The sequence below is a fragment of the Streptomyces sp. NPDC088794 genome (assembly GCF_044750545.1).
Taxonomy (GTDB): Bacteria; Actinomycetota; Actinomycetes; order Streptomycetales; family Streptomycetaceae; genus Streptomyces.
Genome location: NZ_JBIVKB010000025.1, coordinates 18,019 through 43,858 on the forward strand (window position 1 = coordinate 18,019; position 25,840 = coordinate 43,858).

At 69.8% G+C, this 25,840-nt stretch carries 19 protein-coding genes; 10 read left to right on the plus strand and 9 right to left on the minus strand.

Annotated features, from left to right (window positions below; translation table 11 throughout):
* Positions 1–11: 11 nt before the first annotated feature.
* On the plus strand, positions 12–923 hold the full coding sequence (locus tag ACIP6U_RS44965; protein WP_401728949.1) for a LysR substrate-binding domain-containing protein: 912 nt from the start codon (positions 12–14) through the stop codon (positions 921–923).
* 48 nt (positions 924–971) lie between these two features.
* Here ACIP6U_RS44965 and ACIP6U_RS44970 read toward each other — a convergent pair whose 3' ends face one another.
* Both ACIP6U_RS44970 and ACIP6U_RS44975 read right to left on the minus strand, forming a co-directional pair.
* A complete protein-coding gene (locus ACIP6U_RS44970) occupies positions 972–1,835 on the minus strand; it encodes a phosphatase PAP2 family protein (protein ID WP_401728950.1) in 864 nt (287 codons plus the stop codon).
* Between the two features lie 131 nt (positions 1,836–1,966).
* Entirely contained in the window at positions 1,967–3,001 is a 1,035-nt protein-coding gene (locus ACIP6U_RS44975; protein WP_401728952.1) for a LacI family DNA-binding transcriptional regulator, read from the minus strand.
* A 308-nt stretch (positions 3,002–3,309) separates the two neighbouring features.
* Here ACIP6U_RS44975 and ACIP6U_RS44980 point away from each other — a divergent pair, with 308 nt between their 5' ends.
* From ACIP6U_RS44980 to ACIP6U_RS45000, 5 genes are all read left to right on the plus strand, one after another.
* Positions 3,310–4,578, plus strand: coding sequence for an extracellular solute-binding protein (locus ACIP6U_RS44980; protein WP_401728953.1), 1,269 nt, complete (start codon positions 3,310–3,312; stop codon positions 4,576–4,578).
* A gap of 85 nt (positions 4,579–4,663) precedes the next feature.
* Positions 4,664–5,659 carry a carbohydrate ABC transporter permease gene (locus ACIP6U_RS44985; protein WP_401728954.1) on the plus strand — a complete coding sequence of 332 codons (996 nt, stop codon included), beginning with the start codon at positions 4,664–4,666 and terminating at the stop codon, positions 5,657–5,659.
* A gap of 13 nt (positions 5,660–5,672) precedes the next feature.
* Positions 5,673–6,569 carry a sugar ABC transporter permease gene (locus ACIP6U_RS44990; protein ID WP_401728956.1) on the plus strand — a complete coding sequence of 299 codons (897 nt, stop codon included), beginning with the start codon at positions 5,673–5,675 and terminating at the stop codon, positions 6,567–6,569.
* Positions 6,570–6,749: 180 nt separating this feature from the next.
* Positions 6,750–8,429 carry a glycoside hydrolase family 13 protein gene (locus ACIP6U_RS44995; protein ID WP_401728958.1) on the plus strand — a complete coding sequence of 560 codons (1,680 nt, stop codon included), beginning with the start codon at positions 6,750–6,752 and terminating at the stop codon, positions 8,427–8,429.
* A 121-nt stretch (positions 8,430–8,550) separates the two neighbouring features.
* Complete coding sequence (locus tag ACIP6U_RS45000) at positions 8,551–9,942, plus strand: alpha-amylase family protein (RefSeq protein ID WP_401728959.1); 1,392 nt, start codon at positions 8,551–8,553, stop codon at positions 9,940–9,942.
* Positions 9,943–9,969: 27 nt separating this feature from the next.
* Here ACIP6U_RS45000 and ACIP6U_RS45005 read toward each other — a convergent pair whose 3' ends face one another.
* A complete protein-coding gene (locus ACIP6U_RS45005) occupies positions 9,970–10,587 on the minus strand; it encodes a DUF4232 domain-containing protein (RefSeq protein ID WP_401728961.1) in 618 nt (205 codons plus the stop codon).
* A gap of 220 nt (positions 10,588–10,807) precedes the next feature.
* Between ACIP6U_RS45005 and pulA the strand changes: the two genes are divergently transcribed.
* The 3 genes from pulA to ACIP6U_RS45020 all read left to right on the plus strand — a co-directional run bounded on the left by pulA (position 10,808) and on the right by ACIP6U_RS45020 (position 18,277).
* A complete protein-coding gene (pulA, locus tag ACIP6U_RS45010) occupies positions 10,808–16,195 on the plus strand; it encodes a pullulanase-type alpha-1,6-glucosidase (protein WP_401728963.1) in 5,388 nt (1,795 codons plus the stop codon).
* A gap of 69 nt (positions 16,196–16,264) precedes the next feature.
* Positions 16,265–17,887 (plus strand): SpoIIE family protein phosphatase, encoded by a 1,623-nt coding sequence (locus tag ACIP6U_RS45015; RefSeq protein ID WP_401728964.1) that lies wholly within the window; start codon positions 16,265–16,267, stop codon positions 17,885–17,887.
* Between the two features lie 33 nt (positions 17,888–17,920).
* On the plus strand, positions 17,921–18,277 hold the full coding sequence (locus tag ACIP6U_RS45020) for a 5-carboxymethyl-2-hydroxymuconate Delta-isomerase (protein WP_401728966.1): 357 nt from the start codon (positions 17,921–17,923) through the stop codon (positions 18,275–18,277).
* A gap of 6 nt (positions 18,278–18,283) precedes the next feature.
* Here the strand turns inward: ACIP6U_RS45020 and ACIP6U_RS45025 are convergent, their stop codons facing one another.
* The 5 genes from ACIP6U_RS45025 to ACIP6U_RS45045 all read right to left on the minus strand — a co-directional run bounded on the left by ACIP6U_RS45025 (position 18,284) and on the right by ACIP6U_RS45045 (position 23,558).
* Complete coding sequence (locus ACIP6U_RS45025; RefSeq protein ID WP_401728968.1) at positions 18,284–18,973, minus strand: TetR/AcrR family transcriptional regulator; 690 nt, start codon at positions 18,971–18,973, stop codon at positions 18,284–18,286.
* 56 nt (positions 18,974–19,029) lie between these two features.
* Positions 19,030–20,073 carry a PDR/VanB family oxidoreductase gene (locus tag ACIP6U_RS45030; RefSeq protein ID WP_401728971.1) on the minus strand — a complete coding sequence of 348 codons (1,044 nt, stop codon included), beginning with the start codon at positions 20,071–20,073 and terminating at the stop codon, positions 19,030–19,032.
* Complete coding sequence (locus ACIP6U_RS45035; protein ID WP_401728972.1) at positions 20,073–20,939, minus strand: metal-dependent hydrolase; 867 nt, start codon at positions 20,937–20,939, stop codon at positions 20,073–20,075. Before ACIP6U_RS45035 ends, ACIP6U_RS45030 begins: the two co-directional genes overlap by 1 nt.
* A 112-nt stretch (positions 20,940–21,051) precedes the next feature.
* Positions 21,052–22,974, minus strand: coding sequence for a hypothetical protein (locus tag ACIP6U_RS45040; protein ID WP_401728973.1), 1,923 nt, complete (start codon positions 22,972–22,974; stop codon positions 21,052–21,054).
* A 74-nt stretch (positions 22,975–23,048) separates the two neighbouring features.
* Positions 23,049–23,558 (minus strand): tetratricopeptide repeat protein, encoded by a 510-nt coding sequence (locus ACIP6U_RS45045; RefSeq protein WP_401728974.1) that lies wholly within the window; start codon positions 23,556–23,558, stop codon positions 23,049–23,051.
* Between the two features lie 115 nt (positions 23,559–23,673).
* Between ACIP6U_RS45045 and ACIP6U_RS45050 the strand changes: the two genes are divergently transcribed.
* Positions 23,674–24,081, plus strand: a complete 408-nt coding sequence (locus ACIP6U_RS45050; protein WP_401728975.1) for a hypothetical protein — start codon at positions 23,674–23,676, stop codon at positions 24,079–24,081.
* A gap of 110 nt (positions 24,082–24,191) precedes the next feature.
* On the opposite strand, the gene ACIP6U_RS45055 is transcribed toward ACIP6U_RS45050, so the two are convergent.
* The gene (locus ACIP6U_RS45055) at positions 24,192–25,751 is read right to left on the minus strand and encodes a DUF1996 domain-containing protein (RefSeq protein ID WP_401728976.1); all 1,560 of its coding nucleotides are present in this window, start codon (positions 25,749–25,751) and stop codon (positions 24,192–24,194) included.
* Positions 25,752–25,840: the final 89 nt, after the last annotated feature.

The window sequence follows — 25,840 nt, forward strand, 5'->3', positions numbered from 1 at the left end:
AGCTCTCCTGCATGCTGGATGTGCGACGGATGCAGGTGCTGCGGACAGTGGTCGGCAGCGGGTCGGTGACGGCGGCCGCGGCGAGTCTCGGGTACACGCCCTCCGCGGTGAGCCAGCAGGTCGCCGCGTTGGAGAAGGAGGCCGGTACGGCGCTGCTCGAGCGGTCCGGGCGCGGGGTGCGGCCGACGGCGGCGGGGCTGCTGCTCACCGAGTACGCCGACGCGATCGGCCGGCAGGTCGCCGAGGCCGAGACGGCGCTGGCCGATCTGCTCGCGGGGCGCACCGGGCGGCTGTCGGTGCGGTACTTCGCCACGGCGGGGTCGGCGCTCGTCGCTCCGGCGGTCGCTCGGGTGCGGGCCGAACACCCCGACGTACAGGTCGAGTTGAAGCTGACCGACCCCGAGGATCCGCTGCCGGACGTGCGGGAAGGGCGGGCCGATCTCGCGCTGGTGGTCGGCGGCGAACGGCAGGCCACCGGCGTACGGCTGCTGCGCCTGCTCGACGATCCCTACCTGGCCGTCCTGCCCGAGGGGCACCGGCTCGCGGCCCGGCGGACCGTGGAGCTGGCGGAGCTGGCCGAGGAGCCCTGGGTCGGCAGCGAGTGGCCGGGGCCTTGCTTGGACGCCCAGCTGAGTGCCTGCGAGGCCGCCGGGTTCCGGCCGAGGTTCGTGGTCGAGAGCGAGGACTACGTCACCGCACAGGGCTTCGTCGCGGCGGGCCTCGGGGTGAGCCTGATCCCCCGGCTCGGGCTGGGCGGCGGCCGGCATCCGCAGGTGGTGCTGCGGGAGGTGCGGGGGCCCGAGCCGACCCGCACGATCAGCGCGGCGGTACGGGAGTCGGCACCGGTGCAGCCTGCGTTGCGGACGTTCCTGGAGGCGCTGAGGGCGGCGGCGGGGGAGTCGGGGGCGGCGTGGGTCTCGTAGAACTGCCGGGTGTGGCTGATCCCGTAGCCGTTGCGTGTGCGGGTACGGCTACGCCTTTGTCGGCAGCAGGCGCCTGCCCGTGGCCCGCGCCGGAGGCAGCTGGGGCAGGGAGTACGGCAGCGCCCCGTACCAGAGGCGGGCGACCGTGAAGCCGAAGGCGAGGCAGAGCATGCCGCCCACCGCGTCGAGCCAGAAGTGGTTGGCGGTGGAGACGATGACCATCAGGGTCGCCGCCGGGTAGAGGAGGCCCAGTACGCGCACCCACGGGACCTTGGCCAGGGCGAAGATGGTCAGGCCGCACCACAGGGACCAGCCGATGTGCATGGACGGCATCGCCGCGTACTGGTTCGACATGTGCTTCAGGTCGCCGGACGCCATCGAGCCCCAGGTCTGGTGGACCATGACGGTGTCGACGAACGTGCTGCCGTTCATCAGGCGGGGCGGGGCGAGCGGATACAGGTAGTAACCGACCAGCGCGACCAGGGTGGTGGCGAACAGGACCATGCGCGCCGCCGCGTAACGGCCCGGGTGGCTGCGGTACAGCCACACCAGCACGCCCAGCGTCACCACGAAGTGCAGTGTCGCGTAGTAGTAGTTCATGCCGACGACGAGCCAAGTCACCGAGTTCACACCGTGGTTGATCGACTCCTCGACCGCGATGCCGAGGTGGTGCTCGACCTTCCAGATCCAGTCGGCGTTGCGCAGCGCCTCGCCGCGCTGCTCCGGGACCGCGTTGCGGATCAGCGAGTACGTCCAGTAACTGACGCCGATCAGCAGGATCTCGAACCACAGCCGCGGCCGGCGCGGAGTACGCAGCCGACGCAGGAACCCCGGCCTTCGTCCGGCCGTGCCGGGGTCGGGAACAGCCGTCTGCTCACGGTCTTCCAGACTGGTCACGGTCGACTCACCCATAGACACAAAGTCTGCCAGAAACGCCTTCCTCGACCGATCATCCCCTGGGCTGGTTCAGGACGCATGTCCTACGACGGGAAGACCCCCCGTGCTCCTACCTGCGAACCGGTCGAGACCCCGGGTTCTCCGCCCTAGGGACGACCGCGTTCTCCGGGTGCCGAGGCGGTCGAACCCCGTACCACCAGCTCAGGCATGAAGACGAACTCGCTGTGCGGTGCCGGGGTTCCGCCGATCTCCTCCAGGAGCGTGCGCACCGCCGCCTGGCCCATCGCCGGCACCGGCTTGCGGATCGTGGTCAGCGGTGGGTCGGTGAAGGCGATCAGCGGGGAGTCGTCGAAGCCGACCACCGAGACATCGCGCGGGACGTCCAGACCGCGCTGGCGGACCGCCCGTATCGCGCCCAGCGCCATCATGTCGCTCGCGCACACCACCGCCGTGCAGTTGCGGTCGATCAGCGCGCCGGCGGCGGCCTGGCCGCCCTCCAGGGTGTACAGCGAGTGCTGGACGAGCTCCGACTCGACCTCCTGCGCGCCGAGGCCGAGCAGGTCCTGCACCGCCCGCACGAAGCCCTCGATCTTGCGCTGCACCGGCACGAACCGCTTCGGCCCGAGGGCGAGTCCGATCCTGGTGTGGCCCAGCGACACCAGATGCGTGACCGCCAGCGTCATCGCCGCGCGGTCGTCGGGGGAGATGAACGGCGCCTGCACCTTCGGCGAGAAGCCGTCCACCAGCACGTACGGCACGCCCTGCGCGCGCAGCCGGTCGTAGCGCTCCATGTCGGCGGTGGTGTCGGCGTGCAGTCCGGAGACGTAGATGATGCCGGCGACCCCACGGTCCACCAGCATCTCCGTCAGCTCGTCCTCCGTGGACCCGCCGGGGGTCTGGGTGGCGAGCACGGGGGTGTAGCCCTGCCTGGTCAGCGCCTGTCCGATGACCTGGGCCAGGGCCGGGAATATGGGGTTCTCCAGCTCCGGGGTGATCAGCCCCACCAGGCCCTCGCTGCGCTGGCGCAGCCGGACCGGACGCTCGTAGCCGAGCACGTCCAGCGCGGCGAGCACGGACTGGCGGGTGGTGGCGGCGACGCCCGGCTTGCCGTTGAGGACCCGGCTGACCGTCGCTTCGCTCACCCCCGCCTGGGCGGCGATGTCGGCAAGCCGTGTGGTCACGGGGGTGGACTGTACCGGCCGTCGGCCCGCCGCGGGTTGCTGCCTCATAGCGATCCTCATGTCCTGGTCGGTACACGGCAAGAGCTTGCAGAGTCTTGCACAAGTGTCCCCGACCCGCTCACCCCCTTCAATAGGTGCCTTCAGGGGATCAAGGTCTGATCACGTGCGGGTAACTCTCCGGCCGTCTTGCAATTTTTTGCTGCAAGGTCTTTCGTCTTCCTTGCAACGCTGTTACGTTCCCAATCGCCCGGCCGCCGCAACGGCGCAGTCGGCAGCACCACACGGGCTTTCACCCTCAAGGAGAACTCATGCGGCGTGGCATAGCGGCCACCGCGCTGATGGCGTCCCTCGCTCTCGCGGCGACGGCGTGCGGCGGGAGCGACAGCGGTGACAAGGCGGACGGCCCGGTCACCATCACCTGGTGGGACACCTCCAACGCCACCAACGAGGCGCCTACTTACCAGGCCTTGGTGAAGCAGTTCGAGGCCGCCAACAAGGACATCAAGGTCAAGTACGTCAACGTCCCGTTCGACCAGGCGCAGAACAAGTTCGACACCGCCGCCGGCGCCACGGGCGCCCCGGACGTGCTGCGCTCCGAGGTCGGCTGGACCCCCGCCTTCGCGAAGAAGGGCTACTTCCTGCCGCTGGACGGCACCGAAGCCCTCGCGGACCAGGCCAAGTTCCAGTCCAACCTGATCACGCAGGCGCAGTTCGACGGCAAGACCTACGGCGTCCCGCTGGTCACCGACACCCTCGCGCTGGTCTACAACAAGGCCCTCTTCGCGAAGGCGGGCATCGAGGCCCCCAAGACGTGGGACGACCTCAAGACCGCCGCCGCCACCATCAAGTCCAAGACGGGCGTGGACGGTTACTGGGGTTCCACCCAGGCCTACTACGCGCAGAGCTTCCTCTACGGCGAGGGCACCGACACCGTCGACGCCGCCGCCAAGAAGATCACCGTCGACTCGGCCGCCGCGAAGAAGGCGTACGGCACCTGGCAGGGGCTGTTCTCCGGCAAGGGCCTGCACAAGGCCGACACCACCGCAGACGCCTACGCCCACATCCAGGACGCGTTCGTCAACGGCAAGGTCGCCGCGATCATCCAGGGCCCGTGGGAGATCACGAACTTCTACAAGGGCAGCGCCTTCAAGGACAGGGCCAACCTCGGCATCGCCACCGTCCCGGCCGGCTCCACCGGCAAGGCGGGCGCCCCGACCGGCGGCCACAACCTGTCGGTCTACGCCGGCTCGGACGCCAAGCACCAGAAGGCGGCCCTGAAGTTCGTCAACTTCATGACCTCCGCCAAGTCCCAGTCGCAGATCGCCCTGAAGAACTCCACGCTGCCCACCCGCGACGACGCCTACACCGCCGAGGTCAAGGCCGACCCGGGCATCGCCGGCTTCCAGACCGTGCTGCCCGCCGCCCAACCGCGGCCCGCGCTCCCGGAGTACAGCTCCCTGTGGACCCCGCTGGACACCGAGCTGCCGAAGATCGCCGGCGGCAAGGAGTCCCTGGACAAGGGCCTGAGCAACGCTGAACTGGCCATCGCCAAGCTGGTGCCGGACTTCAGCAAGTGAGCCCCGCGTGACCGTCGGATCGCCCTGTCAGCACCGGGGGAGCGATCCGGCGGTCACCGGCCTGTCTTTCAGAAGGTGTTGACCCATGACAGTCGCCATCGACCGCGCGACCGGCAAGCGCCGCGGTGACCGCGCGCCGCGGGACGGGCGCTTCAGGCGCAGCTACCAGAAGTACTGGTACGCGTACGCGATGATCGCCCCGGTGGCGATCGTGCTCGGCGTCCTCGTGCTCTACCCCCTGGTGTACGGCCTCTACCTGACCCTCACCGACGCCAACAGCCTCAACACCGCGCGCACGATCGGCGTCAACCACATCGACGCCACCTACAAGTTCATCGGGCTCGACAACTACAAGGACATCCTGTTCGGCCCGACGTCCTACGACCGCTTCTGGTCGCACTTCATCTGGACGATCGTCTGGACCGCGCTCTGCGTCGCCCTGCACTACACGATCGGCCTGGGCCTGGCCCTGCTGCTCAACCAGAAGCTGCGCGGGCGCACCCTTTACCGGCTGGTCCTCGTACTCCCGTGGGCCGTGCCGACCTTCGTCACCGTCTTCGGCTGGCGGTTCATGCTCGCGGACGGCGGCATCATCAACACCGCCCTGGACGCACTGCACCTGCCGAGTCCCGCCTGGCTGGAGGACACCTTCTGGCAGCGGTTCGCCGCCATCATGGTCAACACCTGGTGCGGGGTGCCGTTCATGATGGTCTCCCTGCTCGGCGGCCTCCAGTCCATCGACGGCACCCTGTACGAGGCCGCCGAGATGGACGGCGCCACCGCCTGGCAGCGCTTCCGGTACGTCACCCTGCCGGGCCTGAGGTCCGTCAGCTCCACCGTCGTACTCCTCGGCATCATCTGGACCTTCAACCAGTTCGCCGTCATCTTCCTGCTGTTCGGCAACACCGCGCCCGACGCGCAGATCCTGGTCACCTGGGCCTACTACCTCGGCTTCGGCCAACAGCCGCGCGACTTCGCGCAGTCCGCCGCCTACGGCATCCTGCTGCTGGCCATCCTGATCGTCTTCACCTCCTTCTACCGCCGCTGGCTCAGCCGCAACGACCAGCAACTCGCGATCTGAGGCGGGAGCTTCCATGAGTACGACCACTGTCGAGACCCCCGCCACCGTCGCGCCGCCGGCCCCGGTCCGCACCAGGCGCCGCGGCGAGAACAGCCGCGCCGGCGCCCTCGCCTCCCACGGCATCCTGCTCGGCGCGAGCGTCGTCGCGCTGTTCCCGGTCGCCTGGCTGGTGTTCCTGTCGCTGGGCCCGGACAAGGACGACTATCTGCACCCCGGCGGCATCTGGTCCAAGATGACGTTCGACAACTACTCGTTCGTCCTCCAGCACACCAACTTCTTCGACTGGCTGAAGAGTTCGCTGATCGTCTCGCTCGGCACCACGCTGCTCGGCGTCTTCGTCGCCGCGACCACCGGCTACGCCGTGTCCCGGATGCGCTTCCCGGGCTACCGGAAGTTCATGTGGGTGCTGCTGGTCACCCAGATGTTCCCGGTGGCCGTCCTCATGGTGCCGATGTACCAGATCCTGGCCGACCTGCAACTCATCGACAGCTACCTCGGGTTGATCCTCGTCTACTGCTCGACCGCGGTGCCGTACTGCGCCTGGCTCCTCAAGGGGTACTTCGACACCATCCCGTTCGAGATCGACGAGGCCGGACGTGTCGACGGGCTGAGCCCCTTCGGCACGTTCGCGCGACTGATCCTGCCGCTCGCCAAGCCGGGTCTGGCGGTCGCCGCGTTCTACAGCTTCATCACCGCCTTCGGCGAGGTCGCCTTCGCCACGACGTTCATGCTGGACGACCAGAAGTACACCCTCGCCGTCGGCCTCCAGAGCTTCGTCAGCGAACACGACGCCCAACGCAACCTCATGGCGGCGACGGCGGTGTTGATCGCGATACCGGTGTCGGCGTTCTTCTACCTCGTCCAGAAGAACCTGGTGACCGGCCTGACGGCCGGCGGCACAAAGGGATAGCAGGGTCCGCCGACGCCCCGTCTTTTAGCTTTAAGGGGCGCGGGGAACTGCGCGACCAGCCACGACGGCGCCGCACCCAAAAACTGAGGCGGCCACGGTGTCCATCCGACCCCGCTGACACCATGGCCGCCTCGTCTCCAACTCCCCATGACCAGAACCCCGTCACGTACCAAGGACGCCATGACCCAGCAGCACGACGTCATCGCCCCGGCATCCAACTCCGCCAAGGCCACGCGCAGCGACTGGTGGAGAGACGCGGTGATCTACCAGGTCTATCCGCGCAGCTTCGCCGACAGCAACGGCGACGGCATGGGCGACCTGGAAGGCGTACGTTCCCGACTCCCGTACCTGCGTGACCTCGGCGTGGACGCCGTGTGGCTCAGCCCCTTCTACGCCTCCCCGCAGGCCGACGCCGGCTACGACGTCGCCGACTACCGGGCCGTGGACCCGATGTTCGGCAACCTGCTCGACGCGGACGCGCTGATCCGGGACGCCCACGGACTGGGGCTGCGGATCATCGTCGACCTCGTGCCCAACCACTCCTCCGACCAGTACGAGTGGTTCAAGCGGGCACTGGCGGAGGGCCCCGGTTCACCGTCGCGCGACCGCTACCACTTCCGCCCCGGCAAGGGCGAGAACGGCGAACTCCCGCCCAACGACTGGGAGTCCATCTTCGGCGGCCCGGCCTGGACGCGGGTCACCGAACCGGACGGCACCCCGGGCGAGTGGTACCTCCACCTCTTCGCCCCCGAGCAGCCCGACTTCAACTGGGAACACCCCGCCGTCGGCGACGAGTTCCGCTCCATCCTGCGCTTCTGGCTCGACATGGGCGTCGACGGTTTCCGCATCGACGTGGCCCACGGCCTGGTCAAGGCGCCGGGTCTGCCCGACCTCGGCTCGCACGACCAGCTGAAGCTGCTGGGCAACGATGTCATGCCGTTCTTCGACCAGGACGGCGTGCACGAGATCTACCGGCAGTGGCGCACGGTCCTCGACGAGTACGCCGGAGAGCGCGTCTTCGTCGCCGAGGCGTGGACCCCGACCGTAGAGCGCACCGCGAACTACGTCCGCCCCGACGAACTCCACCAGGCCTTCAACTTCCAGTACCTGAGCACCGAATGGGACGCGAAGGAGTTGCGCACGGTCATCGACCGGACGCTGGAGGCCATGCGTCCCGTCGGCGCCCCCGCCACCTGGGTGCTGTCCAACCACGACGTCACCCGGCACGCCACCCGCTTCGCCAACCCGCCCGGCCTCGGCACCCAGATCCGCACGGCCGGGGACCGGGAGCTGGGCCTGCGCAGGGCCCGCGCCGCCACCCTGCTGATGCTCGCCCTGCCCGGCTCCGCCTACGTCTACCAGGGCGAGGAGCTCGGCCTGCCGGACGTCGTCGACCTGCCGGACGAGGTCCGCCAGGACCCGGCGTACTTCCGGGGCGCGGGCCAGGACGGCTTCCGTGACGGCTGCCGGGTGCCGATCCCGTGGACGCGCGAGGGCTCGTCGTACGGCTTCGGCGACGGGGGCAGCTGGCTGCCGCAGCCCGACGGCTGGGGGGAGTTGAGCATCGAGGCGCAGACCGGGACCGCCGGTTCGACCCTGGAGCTGTACCGGGCCGCGCTGGCCGCCCGGCGCACCCAGCCCGACCTCGGCGCGGGCGGCTCGGTGGAGTGGCTGCGGGCGCCCGAGGGCGTACTGGCCTTCCGGCGCGGTGAGTTCGTGTGTGTCGCGAACACCAGTGGGGAGTCCGTGACGACTCCGGCGCACGGGCGGGTCCTGCTCGCCAGCGGGGAGATCACCGAGGCGGACGGCGAGGCGAAGGTGCCCGCCGACACGACGGTGTGGTGGACCACGACGCCGTAATTTCTTGCAGCAACTTCACACGGCCCGCTGCCCTTTTGGGCGGCGGGCCTTTAACATCTCCGTCACCGCAAGGTAGTTGAAAGTTTTCAGCAAGAACCTTCAATGGTGAAGGAGCCCCCGCATGGCACGCAGAACCCTCTCCGGAGGCCTCGCCCTCACGGCCGCGGCTCTCCCCCTCTCGCTCTCCCTTGTCATGACCCCGACGCCCGCACAGGCCTCGCCGCCCGGCACCAAGGACGTCACCGCCGTCCTCTTCGAGTGGAACTTCGCCTCGGTCGCCAAGGAGTGCACCAACACCCTGGGCCCGGCCGGCTACGGCTACGTCCAGGTCTCCCCGCCCGCCGAGCACATACAGGGCTCGCAGTGGTGGACGTCGTACCAGCCGGTGTCGTACAGGATCGCGGGCCGGCTCGGTGACCGCACGGCCTTCCAGAACATGGTCAGCACCTGCCACGCGGCCGGGGTGAAGGTGGTCGCCGACACCGTCATCAACCACATGTCGGCGGGCAGCGGCACCGGCACGGGCGGGTCGTCGTACACGAAGTACAACTACCCCGGCCTGTACTCCTCCTACGACTTCGACGACTGCACCTCCCAGGTCTCGAACTACCAGGACCGCTGGAACGTGCAGCACTGCGAACTCGTGGGCCTGGCCGACCTGGACACCGGTGAGGACTACGTCCGGTCGGCGATCGCCGGGTACCTGAACGACCTGCTCACGCTCGGTGTCGACGGCTTCCGCATCGACGCGGCCAAGCACATCGACACCGCCGACCTGGCGAACATCAAGTCCCGGCTGACCAACCCCTCCGCGTACTGGAAGCAGGAGGTCATCTACGGCAGCGGGGAGGCCGTCCAGCCCACCGAGTACACGGGCAACGGTGACGTGCAGGAGTTCCGGTACGCCTACGACCTCAAGCGGGTCTTCAACAACGAGAACCTCGCCTACCTGAAGAACTACGGCGAGGGCTGGGGGTACTTGAGCAGCTCGGTCGCCGGTGTCTTCGTCGACAACCACGACACCGAGCGCAACGGCTCCACACTCAACTACAAGGACGGCGCCAACTACACGCTGGCCAACGTCTTCATGCTCGCCTATCCCTACGGCGCCCCGGACATCAACTCCGGCTACGAGTGGTCCAACGCGGACGCCGGACCGCCCAACGGCGGCTCGGTGACGGCCTGTTGGCAGGACGGCTGGAAGTGTCAGCACGCCTGGCCGGAGATCAAGTCCATGGTCGCCTTCCGCAACACCACCCGCGGACAGGCCATGACGGACTGGTGGGACAACGGCAACGACGCCATCGCCTTCGGGCGCGGCAGCAAGGGCTATGTGGCCCTCAACCACGAGTCGAGCAGCCTGTCCCGCACCTACCAGACGTCGCTCGCGGCGGGCACGTACTGCAACGTGCAGAACAACACGACGGTGACGGTGAACTCCGCCGGGCAGTTCACCGCCACCCTGGGCTCCAACACGGCACTGGCGATCTACGTGGGCAAGACGTCCTGCTGACGCCGTCGTGTTCCGCGCTGTGCCAGGTCAGGAGCTGACGTTGATGTGCCTGGCCAGCGCGGTGACGGAGAGGTCGGCGTGGTCGACCCACTGGGGGAAGGCCAGCGTCTTGTGCTGGGTCGCGGCGGGCGGGGTGATCTCCAGGAAGGAGGCGCGCGTCGCCCCCGAGGTGCCGGTGTTGGCGTGGGTCCAGGCCAGGACGGCCTCGGCGCTCTGGCCGTCCTTGAGGACGAGGGTCTTCTTGCCGGGGTTGTGCGCGTACCACGTGTTGCCCCAGTGGGTGTGGGTGGTCAGCTTCTTGTGCGCGGAGTTCTCCAGGCCCAGGCCCGGGTAGCCGCGCAGCGCGCAGGTCTTCCCGCTGAGGTTGCGCAGCGTGATGACGACACCCTGGTGGTTCATCCCGCCGGCGAGCCGCTTGCCGAAGGAGGCCTTGAGGGCGGCGGCGGAGCAGGTCGGCGTGGCCTTCGCGGCGCTGGTGGCGCCAGGGGTCGCGGCCTGTGCGGTACCGGCCCAGGCCGCGAGCCCCAGCCCTGCGACGGCGGCCACGGCCAGCACCGGGCGGCCGAACCTGCGCTCGGCGCGGTGCTTGGCGGTGCCGGGCCGGTCGGTGGTGGTCCGGTCGGCGGCGTTCGGGTGCTCGTTCATGGTGATGGTGCTCCACTCCTGCTCGTTCCTCTGTTCCCGTACACAAGGTCCGATGCGCGGTGCGGCGGTTTTGTTCGGAGAAGTTCGCAGGAGAATCGACCACCGGGATCTGAAAGTTCTTTCCGTTGCTTTCACGACTATTGCTGCAACCCTTGCGCCAGCGATACGGTCGCGCCGGGGTCGGACCCGACAGAGTCGTCATCGCAAGGAGTTCACACCGGTGATCCATGTCAGACGCGTCGCGGCCGTCGCCGTCGCTGCCCTCGCCCTCGCGCTGGTGCAGCCGCTCGCCGCCCACGCCGGGACCCCGCCCGCACCCCCGTCCGACGCGAAGCTGGCCGCCGAGCCCGCCCGGCACGACGACACCCGCGAGCAGTTCTACTTCGTCATGCCGGACCGCTTCGCCAACGGCGACACGGCCAACGACCGGGGCGGCCTTACGGGTTCACGCCTCAGCACCGGCTACGACCCCACCGACAAGGGCTTCTACCAGGGCGGCGACCTCAAGGGCCTGACGAACAAGCTCGACTACATCAAGGGCCTGGGCACCACCGCCATCTGGATGGCCCCGATCTTCAAGAACCAGCCCGTGCAGGGCACCGGCAGTGACGCGTCCGCCGGCTACCACGGCTACTGGATCACCGACTTCACCCGGGTCGACCCGCACTTCGGCACCAACCAGGACCTGACGACCCTCATATCCAAGGCGCACGCCAAGGGCATGAAGGTCTTCTTCGACGTCATCACCAACCACACGGCGGACGTCGTCGACTACGAGGAGAAGTCCTACGACTACCTCTCCAAGGGCGCCTTCCCGTACCTGACCAAGGACGGCGAGCCCTTCGACGACGCCGACTACGCCGATGGGAAGCGGGAGTTCCCCGCCGTGGACGCCGACTCCTTCCCGCGGACGCCGACCGTCCCCGCCGCCAAGAAGGACGTCAAGGTCCCGTCCTGGCTGAACGACCCGACGATGTACCACAACCGCGGCGACTCGACCTACGCCGGCGAGAACGCCACCTACGGCGACTTCTCCGGCCTCGACGACCTGTGGACCGAGCGGCCCGAGGTCGTCAGCGGCATGGAGAAGATCTACCAGCGCTGGGTACGGGACTTCGGCGTCGACGGCTTCCGGATCGACACCGTGAAGCACGTGAACATGGAGTTCTGGACGCAGTGGGCGACCGCGCTCGACACCTACGCGGCCCAGCACGGCCGTAAGGACTTCTTCATGTTCGGCGAGGTCTACTCCGCCGACACGTCGATCACTTCGCCGTACGTCACCCAGGGCCGCCTCGACGCCACCCTCGACTTCCCCTTCCAGGACGCGGCCCGCTCCTACGCCTCCCAGGGCGGCAGCGCGCGGAAGCTGGCGTCGGTCTTCGGCGACGACTACAAGTACACGACCGACAAGGCCAACGCCTACGAGCAGGTGACCTTCCTCGGCAACCACGACATGGGCCGCGTCGGGTACTTCCTCGAGCAGGACAACCCGCAGGCCACCGACGCCGAGATCCTGGCCAAGGACAGGCTCGCCAACGAGCTGATGTTCCTCAGCCGCGGCAACCCGGTCGTCTACTACGGCGACGAGCAGGGCTTCACAGGCTCCGGCGGCGACAAGGACGCCCGCCAGACGATGTTCGCCTCGAAGGTCGCCGACTACCTCGACGACGACGAGATAGGCACCGACCGCACCCACGCGAGCGACGCGTACGACACGAGCGCACCGCTCTACGAGCAGATCAGCGCTCTCAGCAAACTGCGCAAGGCCAACCCCGCGCTCACCGACGGCGTCCAGACCGAGCGCTACGCGGCCGACGGCTCGGGGATCTACGCCTTCTCCCGCAACGCCACGGGTTCCGGTGCCGACAGGACCGAGTACGTCGTCGCCTTCAACAACGCCGGCGAGGCGAAGTCGGCCACCTTCGCGACCGGCTCGGCGGCCATGAACTTCCGTGGGATCTACGGCACTTCGGCCACCGTCACCTCCGGCGCCGACCGGCAGATCACGGTCACCGTCCCGGCCGGCTCCGCGATCGTCCTCAAGGCGGCCGGCAGGCCCGCCAAGCCGGCCACCGCGCCGACGATCACTCTCAAGGCCCCCGACACCGGTGCCACCGGCACGGTCGAGGTCTCCGCCGACGTCACCGGCGGCGGTCTCAACCGGGTCGTCTTCGCCGCCCAGACCGGCAACGGGAAGTGGCGCACGCTCGGCTCCGCCGACCACGCCCCGTACAAGGTCACCCAGGCCGTGGGCAAGGACGTACCGGTCGGAACCGCCTTGCGCTACAAGGCGGTTGTCGTCGACTCGACCGGACGCACGGCGAGCGCGACGGCCGCCTCCGTCTCCGGCACCCCGCCCGTCGAAGAGGTCCCCTCCGCCTCCTCCCGCGACTACGCGGTCGTCCACTACCAGCGCACCGACGGCGACTACGCCGACTGGGGCCTGTACGCCTGGGGCGACCTCGCCGACGGTGAGGCGACGAACTGGCCGGACAGTCACCCGTTCGTCGGCCGGGACGCCTACGGGGCCTTCGCCTACGTCAAGTTGAAGCCCGGCGCCTCGAACGTCGGCTTCCTCGTCATCGACAAGGACGGCAACAAGGACGTCTCCGCCGACCGCTCGATCGACGTCACCAAGACCGGCGAGGTCTGGATCGAGCAGGGCAAGGAGACCGTTCGCACCACGCGCCCCGACTACCCGGCGCAGGACACGACCAAGGCGGTCCTGCACTACCACCGCACCGACGGGAACTACGACGGCTGGGGCCTGCACGTCTGGACGGGCGCCGCGAACCCCACCGACTGGTCGAGCCCGCTCAAGCCGGTGAAGACTGACGCCTATGGCGCTGTCTTCGAGGTGCCGCTCAACGCCGGTGCCACCAGCCTCAGTTACATCCTCCACAAGGGCGACGAGAAGGACCTGCCCACCGACCAGTCGCTGGACCTCAAGTCCGACGGCCATGAGGTGTGGCTCCTGAACGGCCAGGAGAAGTACCTCCTGCCCCAGCCGGCGGGCTCGGCGGCCGCCCTCGACCTGACCACCTCCAAGGCGGTCTGGATCGACCGGGACACGGTCGCCTGGAACGGCTCCGACGCGGCCGCCTCCACCCAGCTCCTGTACTCCCACGACGGCTCGATCGCCGTCCGGGACGGGACGCTGACCAGCGACGACGAGCGCTGGCTGCGGCTGACGAAGACCACCCTCACCGACGCCCAGAAGGCCAGGTTCCCGCATCTGAAGGACTACACGGCCTGGTCGGTGGATCCGCGTGACCGCGACCGGGTGCGCGGTGCCCTAGACGGCCAACTCGTGGCCTCCCAACGCGCCGCGAACGGGGCCGTGTTGGCGGCGACCGGCGTGCAGATCGCGGGCCTACTGGACGACCTCTACCCGGCCGCCACGAAGGCCGAGTTGGGCCCGACCTTCCACAACGGCCGTCCCACGCTGGCCGTTTGGGCGCCGACCGCGCAGAGCGTGGCGCTGGAGCTCGACGGCTCGGTGAAGACGATGAAGCGTGACAACGCCACCGGCGTCTGGTCCGTGACCGGCCCCAAGTCCTGGAAGAACAAGCCCTATCGGTACGTCGTGAAGGTGTGGGCGCCGACCGTCCGGCAGGTCGTCACCAACAAGGTCACCGACCCCTACTCGGTCGCCCTCACCGCGAACTCCGAGCGCAGCCTCGTCGTCGACCTGGCCGACAGGTCCCTGGCGCCGGGCGGCTGGTCGACGTACACCAAGCCCAAGGCCGTACCGCTGAAGGACGCCCAGATCCAGGAGCTGCACGTCCGGGACTTCTCCGTCGCGGACGCGACCGTGCCGGCGAAGGACCGGGGCAGCTATCTGGCCTTCACCGACAAGGGCAGCGACGGCTCGAAGCACCTGCGCGAGCTGGCGCACGCGGGCACGTCGTACGTGCATCTGCTGCCCGCCTTCGACATCGCCACCATCCCCGAGAGGAAGGCGGACCAGGCGAGCCCCGACTGCGACCTGGCCTCCTACCCCGCCGACTCCGACCAGCAGCAGGCGTGCGTGGCGAAGTCGGCCGCGACGGACGCCTACAACTGGGGCTACGACCCGTACCACTACACGGTCCCCGAGGGCTCCTACGCCACCGACCCGGACGGCACGGCCCGTACCGTGCAGTTCCGGCAGATGGTCAAGTCGCTGAACGAGGACGGTCTGCGGGTCGTCATGGACGTCGTCTACAACCACACGGCGGCGGCCGGACAGGCGGACACCAGCGTCCTGGACAAGGTCGTGCCGGGCTACTACCAGCGGCTGCTGGCCGACGGCTCGGTCGCGAACAGCACGTGCTGCGCCAACACCGCGACCGAGAACGCCATGATGGGCAAACTGGTCGTCGACTCGATCGTCACCTGGGCCAGGGAGTACAAGGTCGACGGCTTCCGCTTCGACCTGATGGGGCATCAGCCCAAGGCCAACATCCTCGCCGTGCGCAAGGCGTTGGACGCGCTGACCCTCGCCAAGGATGGCGTCGACGGCAAGAAGATCATCCTCTACGGCGAGGGCTGGAACTTCGGCGAGGTCGCCGACGACGCCCGCTTCGTGCAGGCCACCCAGAAGAACATGGCCGGCACCGGCATCGCCACCTTCTCCGACCGGGCCCGTGACGCGGTGCGCGGCGGCGGGCCCTTCGACGAGGACCCGGGCGTCCAGGGTTTTGCGTCCGGGCTCTACACCGACCCCAACTCGTCCACCAGCAACGGCACTTCGGCCGAACAGAAGGCCCGGCTGCTGCACTACCAGGACCTGATCAAGGTCGGCCTGTCCGGCAACCTGAAGGCCTTCACCTTCACCGACACCGACGGCAAGGAGGTCACCGGCGCCGAGGTCGACTACAACGGACAGCCCGCCGGGTACGCGGACGCCCCCGGCGACGCCCTCGCCTACGCCGACGCGCACGACAACGAGTCCCTCTTCGACGCCCTGACCTACAAGTTGCCCGCCTCGACGAGCGCCGCCGACCGGGCCCGTATGCAGGTCCTGGCGATGGCGACGGCCACCCTCTCGCAGGGCCCGGCCCTGTCCCAGGCCGGCACCGACCTGCTGCGCTCCAAGTCCCTGGACCGCAACTCCTTCGACAGCGGGGACTGGTTCAACGCCATCCACTGGAACTGCGCGGACGGCAACGGCTTCGGACGGGGGCTGCCGCCGGCGGCCGACAACGCGTCCAAGTGGCCGTACGCGAAGCCTCTGTTGAGCACGGTCGAGGTCGGGTGCGCGCAGATCGAGGGCGCCTCGGCCGCGTACCGGGATCTGCTGAAGATCCGTACGACGGAGCCCGTCTTCTCGCTCGACACGGCCGGACAGGTGCGCGCGAAGCTCTCCTTCCCGCTGTCCGGGAAGGACGAGACGCCCGGCGTGATCACCATGGAACTCGGTGATCTCGTGGTCGTGTTCAACGCGACGCCGAAGGAGCAGGAGCAGCGGGTCGGCGCGCTGGCCGGCACCGGCTACCGGCTGCATCCGGTGCAGGCGGCGGGGGCGGACGCGGTGGTGAAGTCCGCCAGGTACGAGCGGGAATCGGGCACGTTCACAGTTCCTGCCCGAACCGTGACCGTATTCTCCCGCAGCCCGCGATAAGGGCATTACCTTGGTGGGGCAGACCTTGAACCCGGGTCTGCCCCACGGTGAGGGTCCAGGGCGGGGCAGATGGACGTCGACGAGAAGCCGACAGGTACGACGGTCATGGTCGTGGACGATGTGGCCGCCAGCCGGTATGCCATGGGCTCGGTGCTGAGCCGGGCCGGCCATCGGGTCGTCGCGGTGGCCAGCGGCGGCGAGGCCCTCGACGAACTGGCGGAACGGCAGCGCAAGGGCACCCTGCCCGATGTGGCCCTGGTGGACGTGGGCCTGCCGGACATGAGCGGCTTCGAGCTGTGCCGCCGCTTCAAGGAGCAGCCGTACACGGCGGGCATTCCCGTCGTGCACTTCTCGGCCGCGCTCGTGGCCCCGGCCGTCCGCTGCCAGGGCCTCGACACCGGCGACGAGGCGTATCTGACGGTGCCCGCCGAGCCCGAGGAGATCGAGGCGGTGGTCCGGGCCGCCGTGCGCTCCGCCCGGCTGCGGGCCGACAACCAGGCGCTGGTGCGGCGGCTGACCCTCCAGTCGGAGACGATCGTCGCCATCCAGTCGGCGCGCACCCCGCAGGAACTCGCCGACGCGGCGGCCGACGGCGCGGCCCGGCTGACCGGCACCCCGGCCGCCGTCTTCGTCCTCGACCAGGACGACCGGCTCTACCGCGGCCTGTCGCGGGACCGCACCGCCGTCGCGCTGCCCGACGAGGGCGCCCACCGGGCCGTGTCCACGCTGCTGCGCCGGCTCACCCGGGGCCAGTCAGACCTCCAGCTGACCACCGTGCCCGCGCCGCTGTGGCCCACCGGCTTCTTCCGGCCAGGTGTGCAGCACGACGCACGGATCGCACTGGTCCTCACCCAGGACGGCCGGGCCCCGGTCTGCCTCGCCGCCCCCGCGCGCGGGATGCGCCGCCTGGGTCCCGAGGGCGAGGCCCTGCTGGCCCAGCTCGCCCAGGCCACCGCGCTGGCCGCCGAACCGCTGCTCATGTACCAGGTCGAGCGGCATGTCGCCCTCACCCTCCAGCACAGCTTCCTGCCCCGCCCGCACAAGCTGCCCGACCTGCCGGGCGTCGACGTCTCCGTGCGGTACGTGCCCGCCTCCCGGGAGACCGAGATCGGCGGCGACTTCTACGCCGCGCTGCGCCTGGACGACGGTGTGCTCGCCGCGGTCGGCGACGTCGTCGGGCACTCGCTGGACGCGGCCACCGTCATGGTCGAGATACGGCACGCGCTGCGCGCCTACTGCGTCGAGGAGAGCGACCCCGGCGTCCTCGCCGAGCGCCTGGACCGGATGCTGCGCCGCTACCACCCCGAACTCACGACCACCGTCTGCCTGGTCCAACTCGACCCCGGCACCGGGCGGATCCGGATCGCCAACGCGGGGCACATCCCGCCGCTGATCCTGCGGGACAGCGGCAGCGCCGAGTACGCCAAGGCCTCAGGACCGCTCCTCGGTCTGGGCCTGCCCCATCCGACGCCCACCGAGCTGTTCCTGGAGCGCGGCGACCGGCTCCTCATGGTCACCGACGGGCTGATCGAGACCCGGGGAGTCGACCTCGAGGTCTCGATGGAACAGCTGCGGGCCACCGCCACCGGCGCCCTGCCCGGCCTGGACGCCCTCTGCGACACCCTGCTGGCCTCCTTCGGCCACGACCGCGATGACGACATCGCCATGCTCGCCCTGCGCCTGACGAAATAAGGTGGGTCCGACACCTTAGAACGGGGAGTACCCATGCCGCAGATCACCGTCGACCACTCGGCCGCCCTCTTCTTCGACCAGGAGGGATTCGCCCGCGACCTGCACACCGCGACGGTCGAGATCGCGGCCGCCAAGCCCGAGGCGTGCAAGACGCAGTTCCGCGAGAGCACCGTCACCGCGTTCGGCTACGAGGACCCGCTGGACGCCGGGCACGCGGTCATCCACGTCACCATCGGCCTGCTCGCCGGGCGCACCGACGAGACCAAGGCGAAGCTGACGGAAGCCGTCCTCGAGCTGCTGCGCAAGTACATCGAGGACGACGGGTTCGTGCTGCACGCCTCCGCCGAGGTACGCGAACTCGACGCGTCCTACCGCAAGTTCGAGCGCTGAGCGGGCTCAGGAGGCAAGGGCGATGAGCCGGGTGGCCAGCTCCGTGAAGGGGCTGTCGGCCGGCTCGCCCAGCGCCATCTCGCGTACCAGCGTGGCCATTTCCTCGTCGTAGGCCGCGCTCACCGCGGCCAGCGCCGCGAAGTCGTGCACGAGCTGCGCCTCCAGCTCACCGCGCGGAATGCGCCGGCCGTCCAGCCAGATCAGCGCGGTCGACTCGGCGAGCGAGATCCAGGAGCGGACGACCAGTTCCAGCCGCGCGGGCGGCTCCTCGACGCCCAGATGCGACAGGATCTGCTCGTACGCGGACTGCCGTACGGAGTCGACGAGCGCGTTCGTCGCCGACGAACCGACCGCCGGACCGCCGCGCATCAACGCCGAGAAGCCCGGCCCGTGGTCGTCGACGAAGTCGAAGAAGCGGCGCATCACCCGCAGCAGCCGGTTGCCGAGCGGACCCTCCTGCGGTTCGGCGAAACGGGCCGCCAGATCCTCCGAGGCCCGCTTCAACGCGGCCTCGTACAGGCTGAGTTTGCCGGGGAAGTAGTGATAGACGAGCGGGCGCGAGATGCCCGCGGCCGACGCTATCTCGTCGATGGACACATCGTCGGGCGAGCGTTGGCTGAACAGTTCGAGGGCGACGCCGATCAACTGCTGCCGCCGCTCCTCGACTCCCATTCTGCGGCGTACCCCGGTAGTCATGCGAACACCTTACCGATCGGATCCAGCCGGGAACGGGCCGGTCCGGCCGGGCGTGCTCACATATCCAACACGAGACGATCACTTCGCGCACGCGACACGCAGATGAGCATCGAGTCGGCCCGCTCCGGGTCCGTCAGCAACTCGTCCCGATGGTCCACCTCCCCTTCCAGTACCCGCTGTTGACAGGTTCCGCAGAATCCCTGGGCGCAGGAGTACGCCGTGTCGGGCAGCTCGGCGCGCACGGCGGCCAGCACGGTCGAGTCGGCGGGAACGGTCAACGTCCGTCCGCTGCGCCGGAGTTCGACCTCGAACTCGCTGTTGCCGTCACTGGAGACGCGGGGTGCGAAGCGCTCCAGGTGGACCCGCGGGATCCGCTCGGCCACGGCCGCCATCAGCCCCTCGGGACCGCAGCAGTAGACGGCCGCGTCCTCGGGGGCCTCCGCCAACAGCCCGTCCAGATCCGGCAGTCCGGCCTCGTCCTCGGCGACGACGGTCACCCGGCCGCCCCCGCCCAGCTTCTCGATCTCGGCCAGGAACGGCATCGAGGCACGCGTCCGCCCGCAGTACAGCAACCGCCACTCGGTACCGTCCCCGAGCGCCCGCAGCATCGGCAGCACGGGCGTGATCCCGATGCCGCCGGCCACGAAGACATGGGCCGGGGCGTCGACGAGCGGGAAGCGGTTCCGCGGCCCCCGCACCTCCAACTCCATGCCCTCCCGGACCTGTTCGTGCACCTCGCGCGAACCGCCCCGCCCGTCCTCGACCAGCCGGGTGGCGACCGTGTACGACGAGGTGTCCGCCGGATCACCACACAGCGAGTACTGCCGTACCAGCCCGGACGGCAGCACCAGATCGAGATGCGCGCCCGGCTCCCACCGCGGCAAGTCCCGTCCTTCCAGGCGCAGTTGCACGACCCCGTCGGCCACCGTCTCGTGCCCGGCCACCAGCAGCCTGAGCACCCGCGAACGCGGCTGCCCGGAGACCGGCCGCTCCAGCGCGGGCATCGGCCACAGCGGCGAGGCCTGGATCCGGCGGCGCATCGCCCGCCGCACGAGCAGGGCGGTCCCCGCGACGACCACGACACCGAGCGGCTTCGGCATCACACGGCCCTCTTCTCGGCCGCCGTGGCCGCGGGGGAGGAGGCCAGATAGGCGAGCGCCTGCTCGGTGGAGCCCTCCTGGGAGGGGTGGTAGGCGCGGCTGAGATAGCGCGGTACGGACCGCAGCACGTCCCCGGTCGCGGGCAGGGTGCCGCGCCTGCCGCACCGGTAGAACTCCTTGAAGGAGGCCCTGCCGTCGACGAGGGTCGGGTCGTTCGCCATGAAGAAGCGGATCCCGCGCTGCCACAGGAACACCAGCGCCCCGAACGCCGTGGCCCAGGTCCGCGCCCGGCGCCGGTAGTCCCCGTCGACGTGCATGAACAGGTCGAAGGCGACGGACCGGTGCTCGACCTCCTCCGCGCCGTGCCAGCGCAGCAGGTCCAGCATGGTCGGGTCGGCGCCGCGCCGGTCCAACTCCTCGGCGTTCAGCACCCAGTCGCCGAGGAACGCGGTGTAGTGCTCTATCGCCGCGATGATCGCGACCCGCTCGAGGAGCCACCACTTGCGGGCGCGGCCCGGCGGCAGCGTCCGGTCGCCCAGCATCTTCTCGAAGAGCCAGTCGACCTGCGCGGTGTACGGCGTCGGATCGAGCCCCTGCTCCCGCAGATGGGGCAGCACCTCGTCGTGCGCCTGCGAGTGCATCGCCTCCTGCCCGATGAACCCGATGACGTCCTCGCGCAGCCGCTCGTCCCGGATGTAGGGCAGCACCTGCTTGTACACATGCACGAACCACCGCTCACCGGCCGGCAGCAGCAGATGCAGCACGTTGATGGTGTGCGTGGTGTAGGGATCGCCCGGCACCCAGTGCAGGGGCGTGTCCTCCCAGGAGAACGACACGTTCCGGGCCTTGAGCGGCGTGTTAGACATGGCGTCAATGTACTGACGAGTAAGTCCCAGAGGAACCCTTGTGCGAGGACTTGTTGACGCGAGTGTCAGCTAGGGCTGCCGGCCGGCCCTCCGGCAGCTCCTCGGCAGCCTCCTACCGCAGCCCGCTGATCGTCCGCCCGTCCGCCAGGGTCCCCTTGAGCTCGGCCTGCGCCCCCTGCTGGGTCCTGGCCGCCAGCTGCCCGCCCTGGGCGGTTGCCTTGATGCCGCCCGTCGCGCTGATCGACGAAGTGCCCCGGCTGCCGGCCGCGAGCAGGTACCAGCCGCCCGCCTCCGACTTCCAGAGCACCCCGGCCAGCACGTTCGGGTCCTTCGGCCCGCACGCCGCCACGTTCTCGGCCTTCGCCGCGACCGCCCCGTACGTACCGCCCGGTGTCTGGAACTGCGCCAGCACGCGCGTGCCGCCGCCCCGCCAGGTCTCCGCGCGCGTGCACACCCAGTGAGCGGTCCCGCTCGCGTCGGGCAGCGACTGGTCGGCGTAGGCCCACGCGTTGACGCTGCGCACCCCCGCCGAGCGCACCGCGCCCAGCGAGCAGGCGTACGGCGCCCAGGTGCGCAGCGCCTCGGCGCCGGAGGCCTCCTTGGTCGAGCCGGGGCGGCCGGTGGTGAGGTGGGCCGGGATCAGCTCGCCGAGGTCGGTCAGCAGCCGGGTGCCGGTGGCGTCGGTCAGCTGGAGCACGTTCCACGAGGTGCAGGCGCCGGTCTGCTGGGCCGCGCCGGCCATCGGGGCCGTGATGCCCTTGGCCAGGTCGAGGTCCATCGCGCCCGCGTTCGGCTTCATCAGGTCCCGCTCGACGGCCTTCGTCACCCAGGGCGCCGTCAGATAGCGCACGTTGCCGTCGGCGCGGCCCAGCACCAGCGCGCTCGCCTCGGTGCGGTCGGCGCCGTCCACGCGCGCGAAGTCGAGGGCGGCGCCCTTGGTGCCGTCGGCCGGCTCCGCGTAGCGGGCGATGCGCAGACCGTCGTAGAGGATCACCACGTGCGCGCTGTCCACGGTCCCCGCGTACAGCAGCTGGGGCGGTCCTGCCGGGCCGCCGGACGGGGTGCCCGGGGTCGCGGAGACCTGGACGCTCTCGCCGGGGCGGGCCCAGACGGCGAGGGCGCGGCGCAGGAGTGCCTTGTCGCCGGTGAGGTCGCCGCGGGCGGGCCACACGGAGAAGTCGGTGCGCGCGGCGGACTCCCAGGCGGTGGGCGCGACCCTGGTGAGCTTGGCCGGGTCGAGGGCGGCCTCGGCGGCCGGGTTCTGCGCGTACACGGGCGCAGCGGCGCCGTCGGGGGCCCAGCCGTCGCCGGGCAGGCCGAGCAGCGCCCCGCACACGGCGAGCGCCGCAGCGGCGGCCAGGGCGGCCTTGCCGTGCTGGCGGCGGCGCATCAGGTCGGTGGGCCGGGCGTGCAGCGCGCAGGGGTCGAACTCGGGCGAGCCGAGCAGCGCGTACTGCGCCGGCACCTCGTCGGCCTCGCGCAGGGCGGCCGCGGGGTCGGCGACCCCGGCGGCGGACAGGGCCTTGGTGACGTCACCGTCGGGCAGGCGCTCCAGGCCGCGCAGCACATAGGCGGCGCGGGCCGGTCCGGACAGGGCGGACAGCCGCTGGTCCAGGGTGAGCTCGTCGGCGCCGCCCGAGCGCGGGAACAGCCGCAGGCCCCACACCTGGGGGAGCAGCGGCGGCAGCTGGGACCGCTTGGGCAGTGCCGTGAACCGCAGCGGCTGCCCGGCCTCCAGCGCCGTGCGCAGCACCTGGAGGCGGACGAAGGCGTACCCGGGATCGCCGTCCCGGCCCTTGGACTGGGCCGGGATCACCGCGGCGGCCGACGCCCGGCCCCGGGGCAGCGCGCGCTGGGCGAGGGAGTGCGCGGTCACCACGCGCCGGTTGCGGCCCAGGCTCGGCGGCAGCACCAGATAGGCGAGCCGGACCAGGCGCGGGTAGTGCTCGACGAGCGCGGCCTCGGCCTGCTCGACATCGACGACCGGGTCGGCGGAGGAGGCTGCGGGGCGCGGGGCGACATCCTGTGGCTGCACGTTCAGCAAAACGAGCGAATCGTGGGTTGGTCACCGCCGCCCGGGTGACCAGGGGTCGAGTCGGACGACGGCCGCTACGCCTCCGGTTCGACCAGGGCCCGCGCGTAGTTCGCCATCGACCGCTGGTAGCGCGGCAGATGGGGGGCCAGTGCGCCCAGGACCAGCGAGAGGCCCTCGCGGTCGCGGCCGAGGCTGGACAGGCACAGCGCGAGACAGCCCCGTACGGCGTCGTCCAACTCGTCGGAGGGCGCGTCCAGTTCGGGGGTCAGCAGTTTGACGCCCTCCTCGGCCTGGCCGATGTTCCGCAGCGAACTGGAGAGTTGGATCTTGGCGCGCCGGCCCTTGTACTGGCTGGCCTCGCTCAGACCGCCCGCCAGGGCCTCCCGGTACAGTGGCACCGCCTGGTCCGAGTGGCCCGTGGAGTCCCAGGCGCAGGCCCGCTCGAAGGGGCCCAGCGGGCTGCCGTCCGGCAGCTCGGCGGCGAGGGCGTCGATCACGGCCCGGAAATCGGCGGCCTCCTCCTCGGCATAGTCGTCGAAGCCTGCCCAGGCGGCGGTCACACGATCTTCCCAGTCTTGGTTCACGGGGCATACGTTCGCACAGGCGTACCCACGACGACACTGGATTTGAGCGCACCGCGCCTCACAGCCGTATCGAAGGGGACGGGCCCCTGGGCCAGCAGAGCGACCGGAGGAACAGATGAGGTTGACCCGACCGATGCTCGCCGTGGCGGGCGCCGCGGCCACCCTGGCGCTGGCGGGCTGTGGATCCGGCGACAGTGACGCGGCGGCCAAGGTGCCGGTCACCGCCACCGGCAGCCTGGAGAGCCTGGCCGCCAAGGCGAAGTGCACCCCCGACATGCAGATCGACTCCGACGAGGTCCGGCAGGCGATCTGCAAGACCTCCGCCGGCAAGTTCGTCTTCGCCACCTTCGCCACCGACCGCGGCCAGCGCGAGTGGATCAACGACGCCAAGGACTACGGCGGTTTCTACCTCGTCGGCCGCAAGTGGGTCGCCGTCGGCGAGGACAAGACGGTCAAGGCGCTGCAGGGCACGCTGGGCGGCGAGGAGGAGATCGGCACCGACCACAGCAAGCACACCAGCTGAACGGCTCGGCGCACACCAGGACACAACGGCGAAGCGGGCGGTGGGAGAATCTCCCACCGCCCGCTTCTTCACCTGTTACCGGTCACCGGTCTCCCGGTGTCACTTCGCCACTAGCACTTCTGCCCGCGGTTGATGCAGTTGGCGATCTTGTTCGCCAGGTTGTTCTTGTAGACCGCGATGAAGTCGTCGTGGTCGGTGGCGGCCTTGTGGAGCTGCTCCGGGAAGCCGTCGACCGCGTAGGCGTTCTTCACCTGGCCGTTCTGCACGACCGGCGGGTTGATCTTGTAGACCAGCTTCATCGTCAGCTGCGGGATCGCCTTGAATCCGGGCGGGCAGACACCGCTCGCCTTGTCGGCGAAGGCCACGTGCGTACGGTGGTTGGCGCTGTCGATGTTCGTGCCGTCCCAGCAGCTCTGGAAGGCGAAGAGGCGCACCACGTTGCTGCCGCGCGGGCAGATCGGGTACTGCTCCGTCAGCTGCACCTTGTTCTCGAAGCCGGTGCAGCTCCAGTGCGCGTTGGCGTTGGCCAGACCGTTGGTGGTGGTCTTGGCGTCACCGGTGATGATGCGCAGGAACTGCGGCATCGCGGTGACCTTGCTGGCCGGGCTGCCGACGTACTTGATCTCGGCCGACTGCGCGGTCAGGATCTTGCCGACGTTGCCTTCCTTGCCACCGCCGTCCGCGTTCTGGTCGAAGTCCTGCGTACCGTCCTGGATACGGACGACCGGCCAGTAGTACGACGAGAGGTCGCTCTGGTTCTGGCAGGAGGTCGGCGCCGCCGCCATCGAGTCGTTGGTGGAGAAGGCGTTGACCTTCTGGTTGCCGACGTAGTCGTGCAGGTGGTGCGCGCCGTTGGCCACACCGGGCGCCACGATCACGTTGTCGGTGTTGTGGTTCTTGTTCGCGTTCACACCGCACTTGGCGGTGAACGTGCCGGTGGAGCCCGCGCGCTGCTGCTGCGGCTTCGCCAGGACGTTGTTCGCGACCTTCGTGATGTCCACGAAGTCCGCGGCCACCGGACCGTTGCCGGCCTGTCCGCCGATGTTGGCGGGCGCGCTGGCACTCGCGCTCGGCGCGGCCGTGGCCTGGCCGCCGTTGTTCTGGCCGCCGTTGTTGTTCTGGCCACCGTTGTTCTGACCGTTGTTGTTCTGGCCGTTGTTGTTGCCGCGGCCACCACCGGCGGTGGTCTGGTTGGCGGTCTGCGTCGTGCAGGCGGCGAGCGCGCTCAGCCCGGCCGCGTCGACCTGGCCGCCCACCCGCTGGATGTCGATCCGGATCCGGTTGAGGGTCGCGGTCCGCTTCTCCTTGAGGGGGCCGACGATCGCGTTCTGCACGAAGTTCGCGTCGCCTGCCTGCGCCTGCCGGGTGGAAGCGAGCCGGGCGTAGGCCTCGGTGATCTGCTTGTCGAGGAGCGCCAGCTCCTTCGCCACGCCGTTGCGCGCGGCCTGCGGCACGTTCGTCAGCTTCTGGCCGACATCCGGGCAGGAGATCGTGGCCACGGACGAGGCGTTGGCGGCCTTGGTCTGGTTCTGACCGGAGTTGTTCGACTCATGCGCCGAGGCGTAGAAGTTCGCCCAGATCAGCCCGCCCCCACCGAGCGCTAGGGCCGCCGATGCGGCTATGGCCTTGGTGGCCAGCGGCGTACGGCGTTTGCGATTGTTGCGTCCCATGGAACTCCTCTGACTTCCTTGCGGGCTTGGCGGGGCATCAAGGCGCCCGACAGGAGTGAAGCGGCGCCCTTTGATACGCAAGGGGCCTC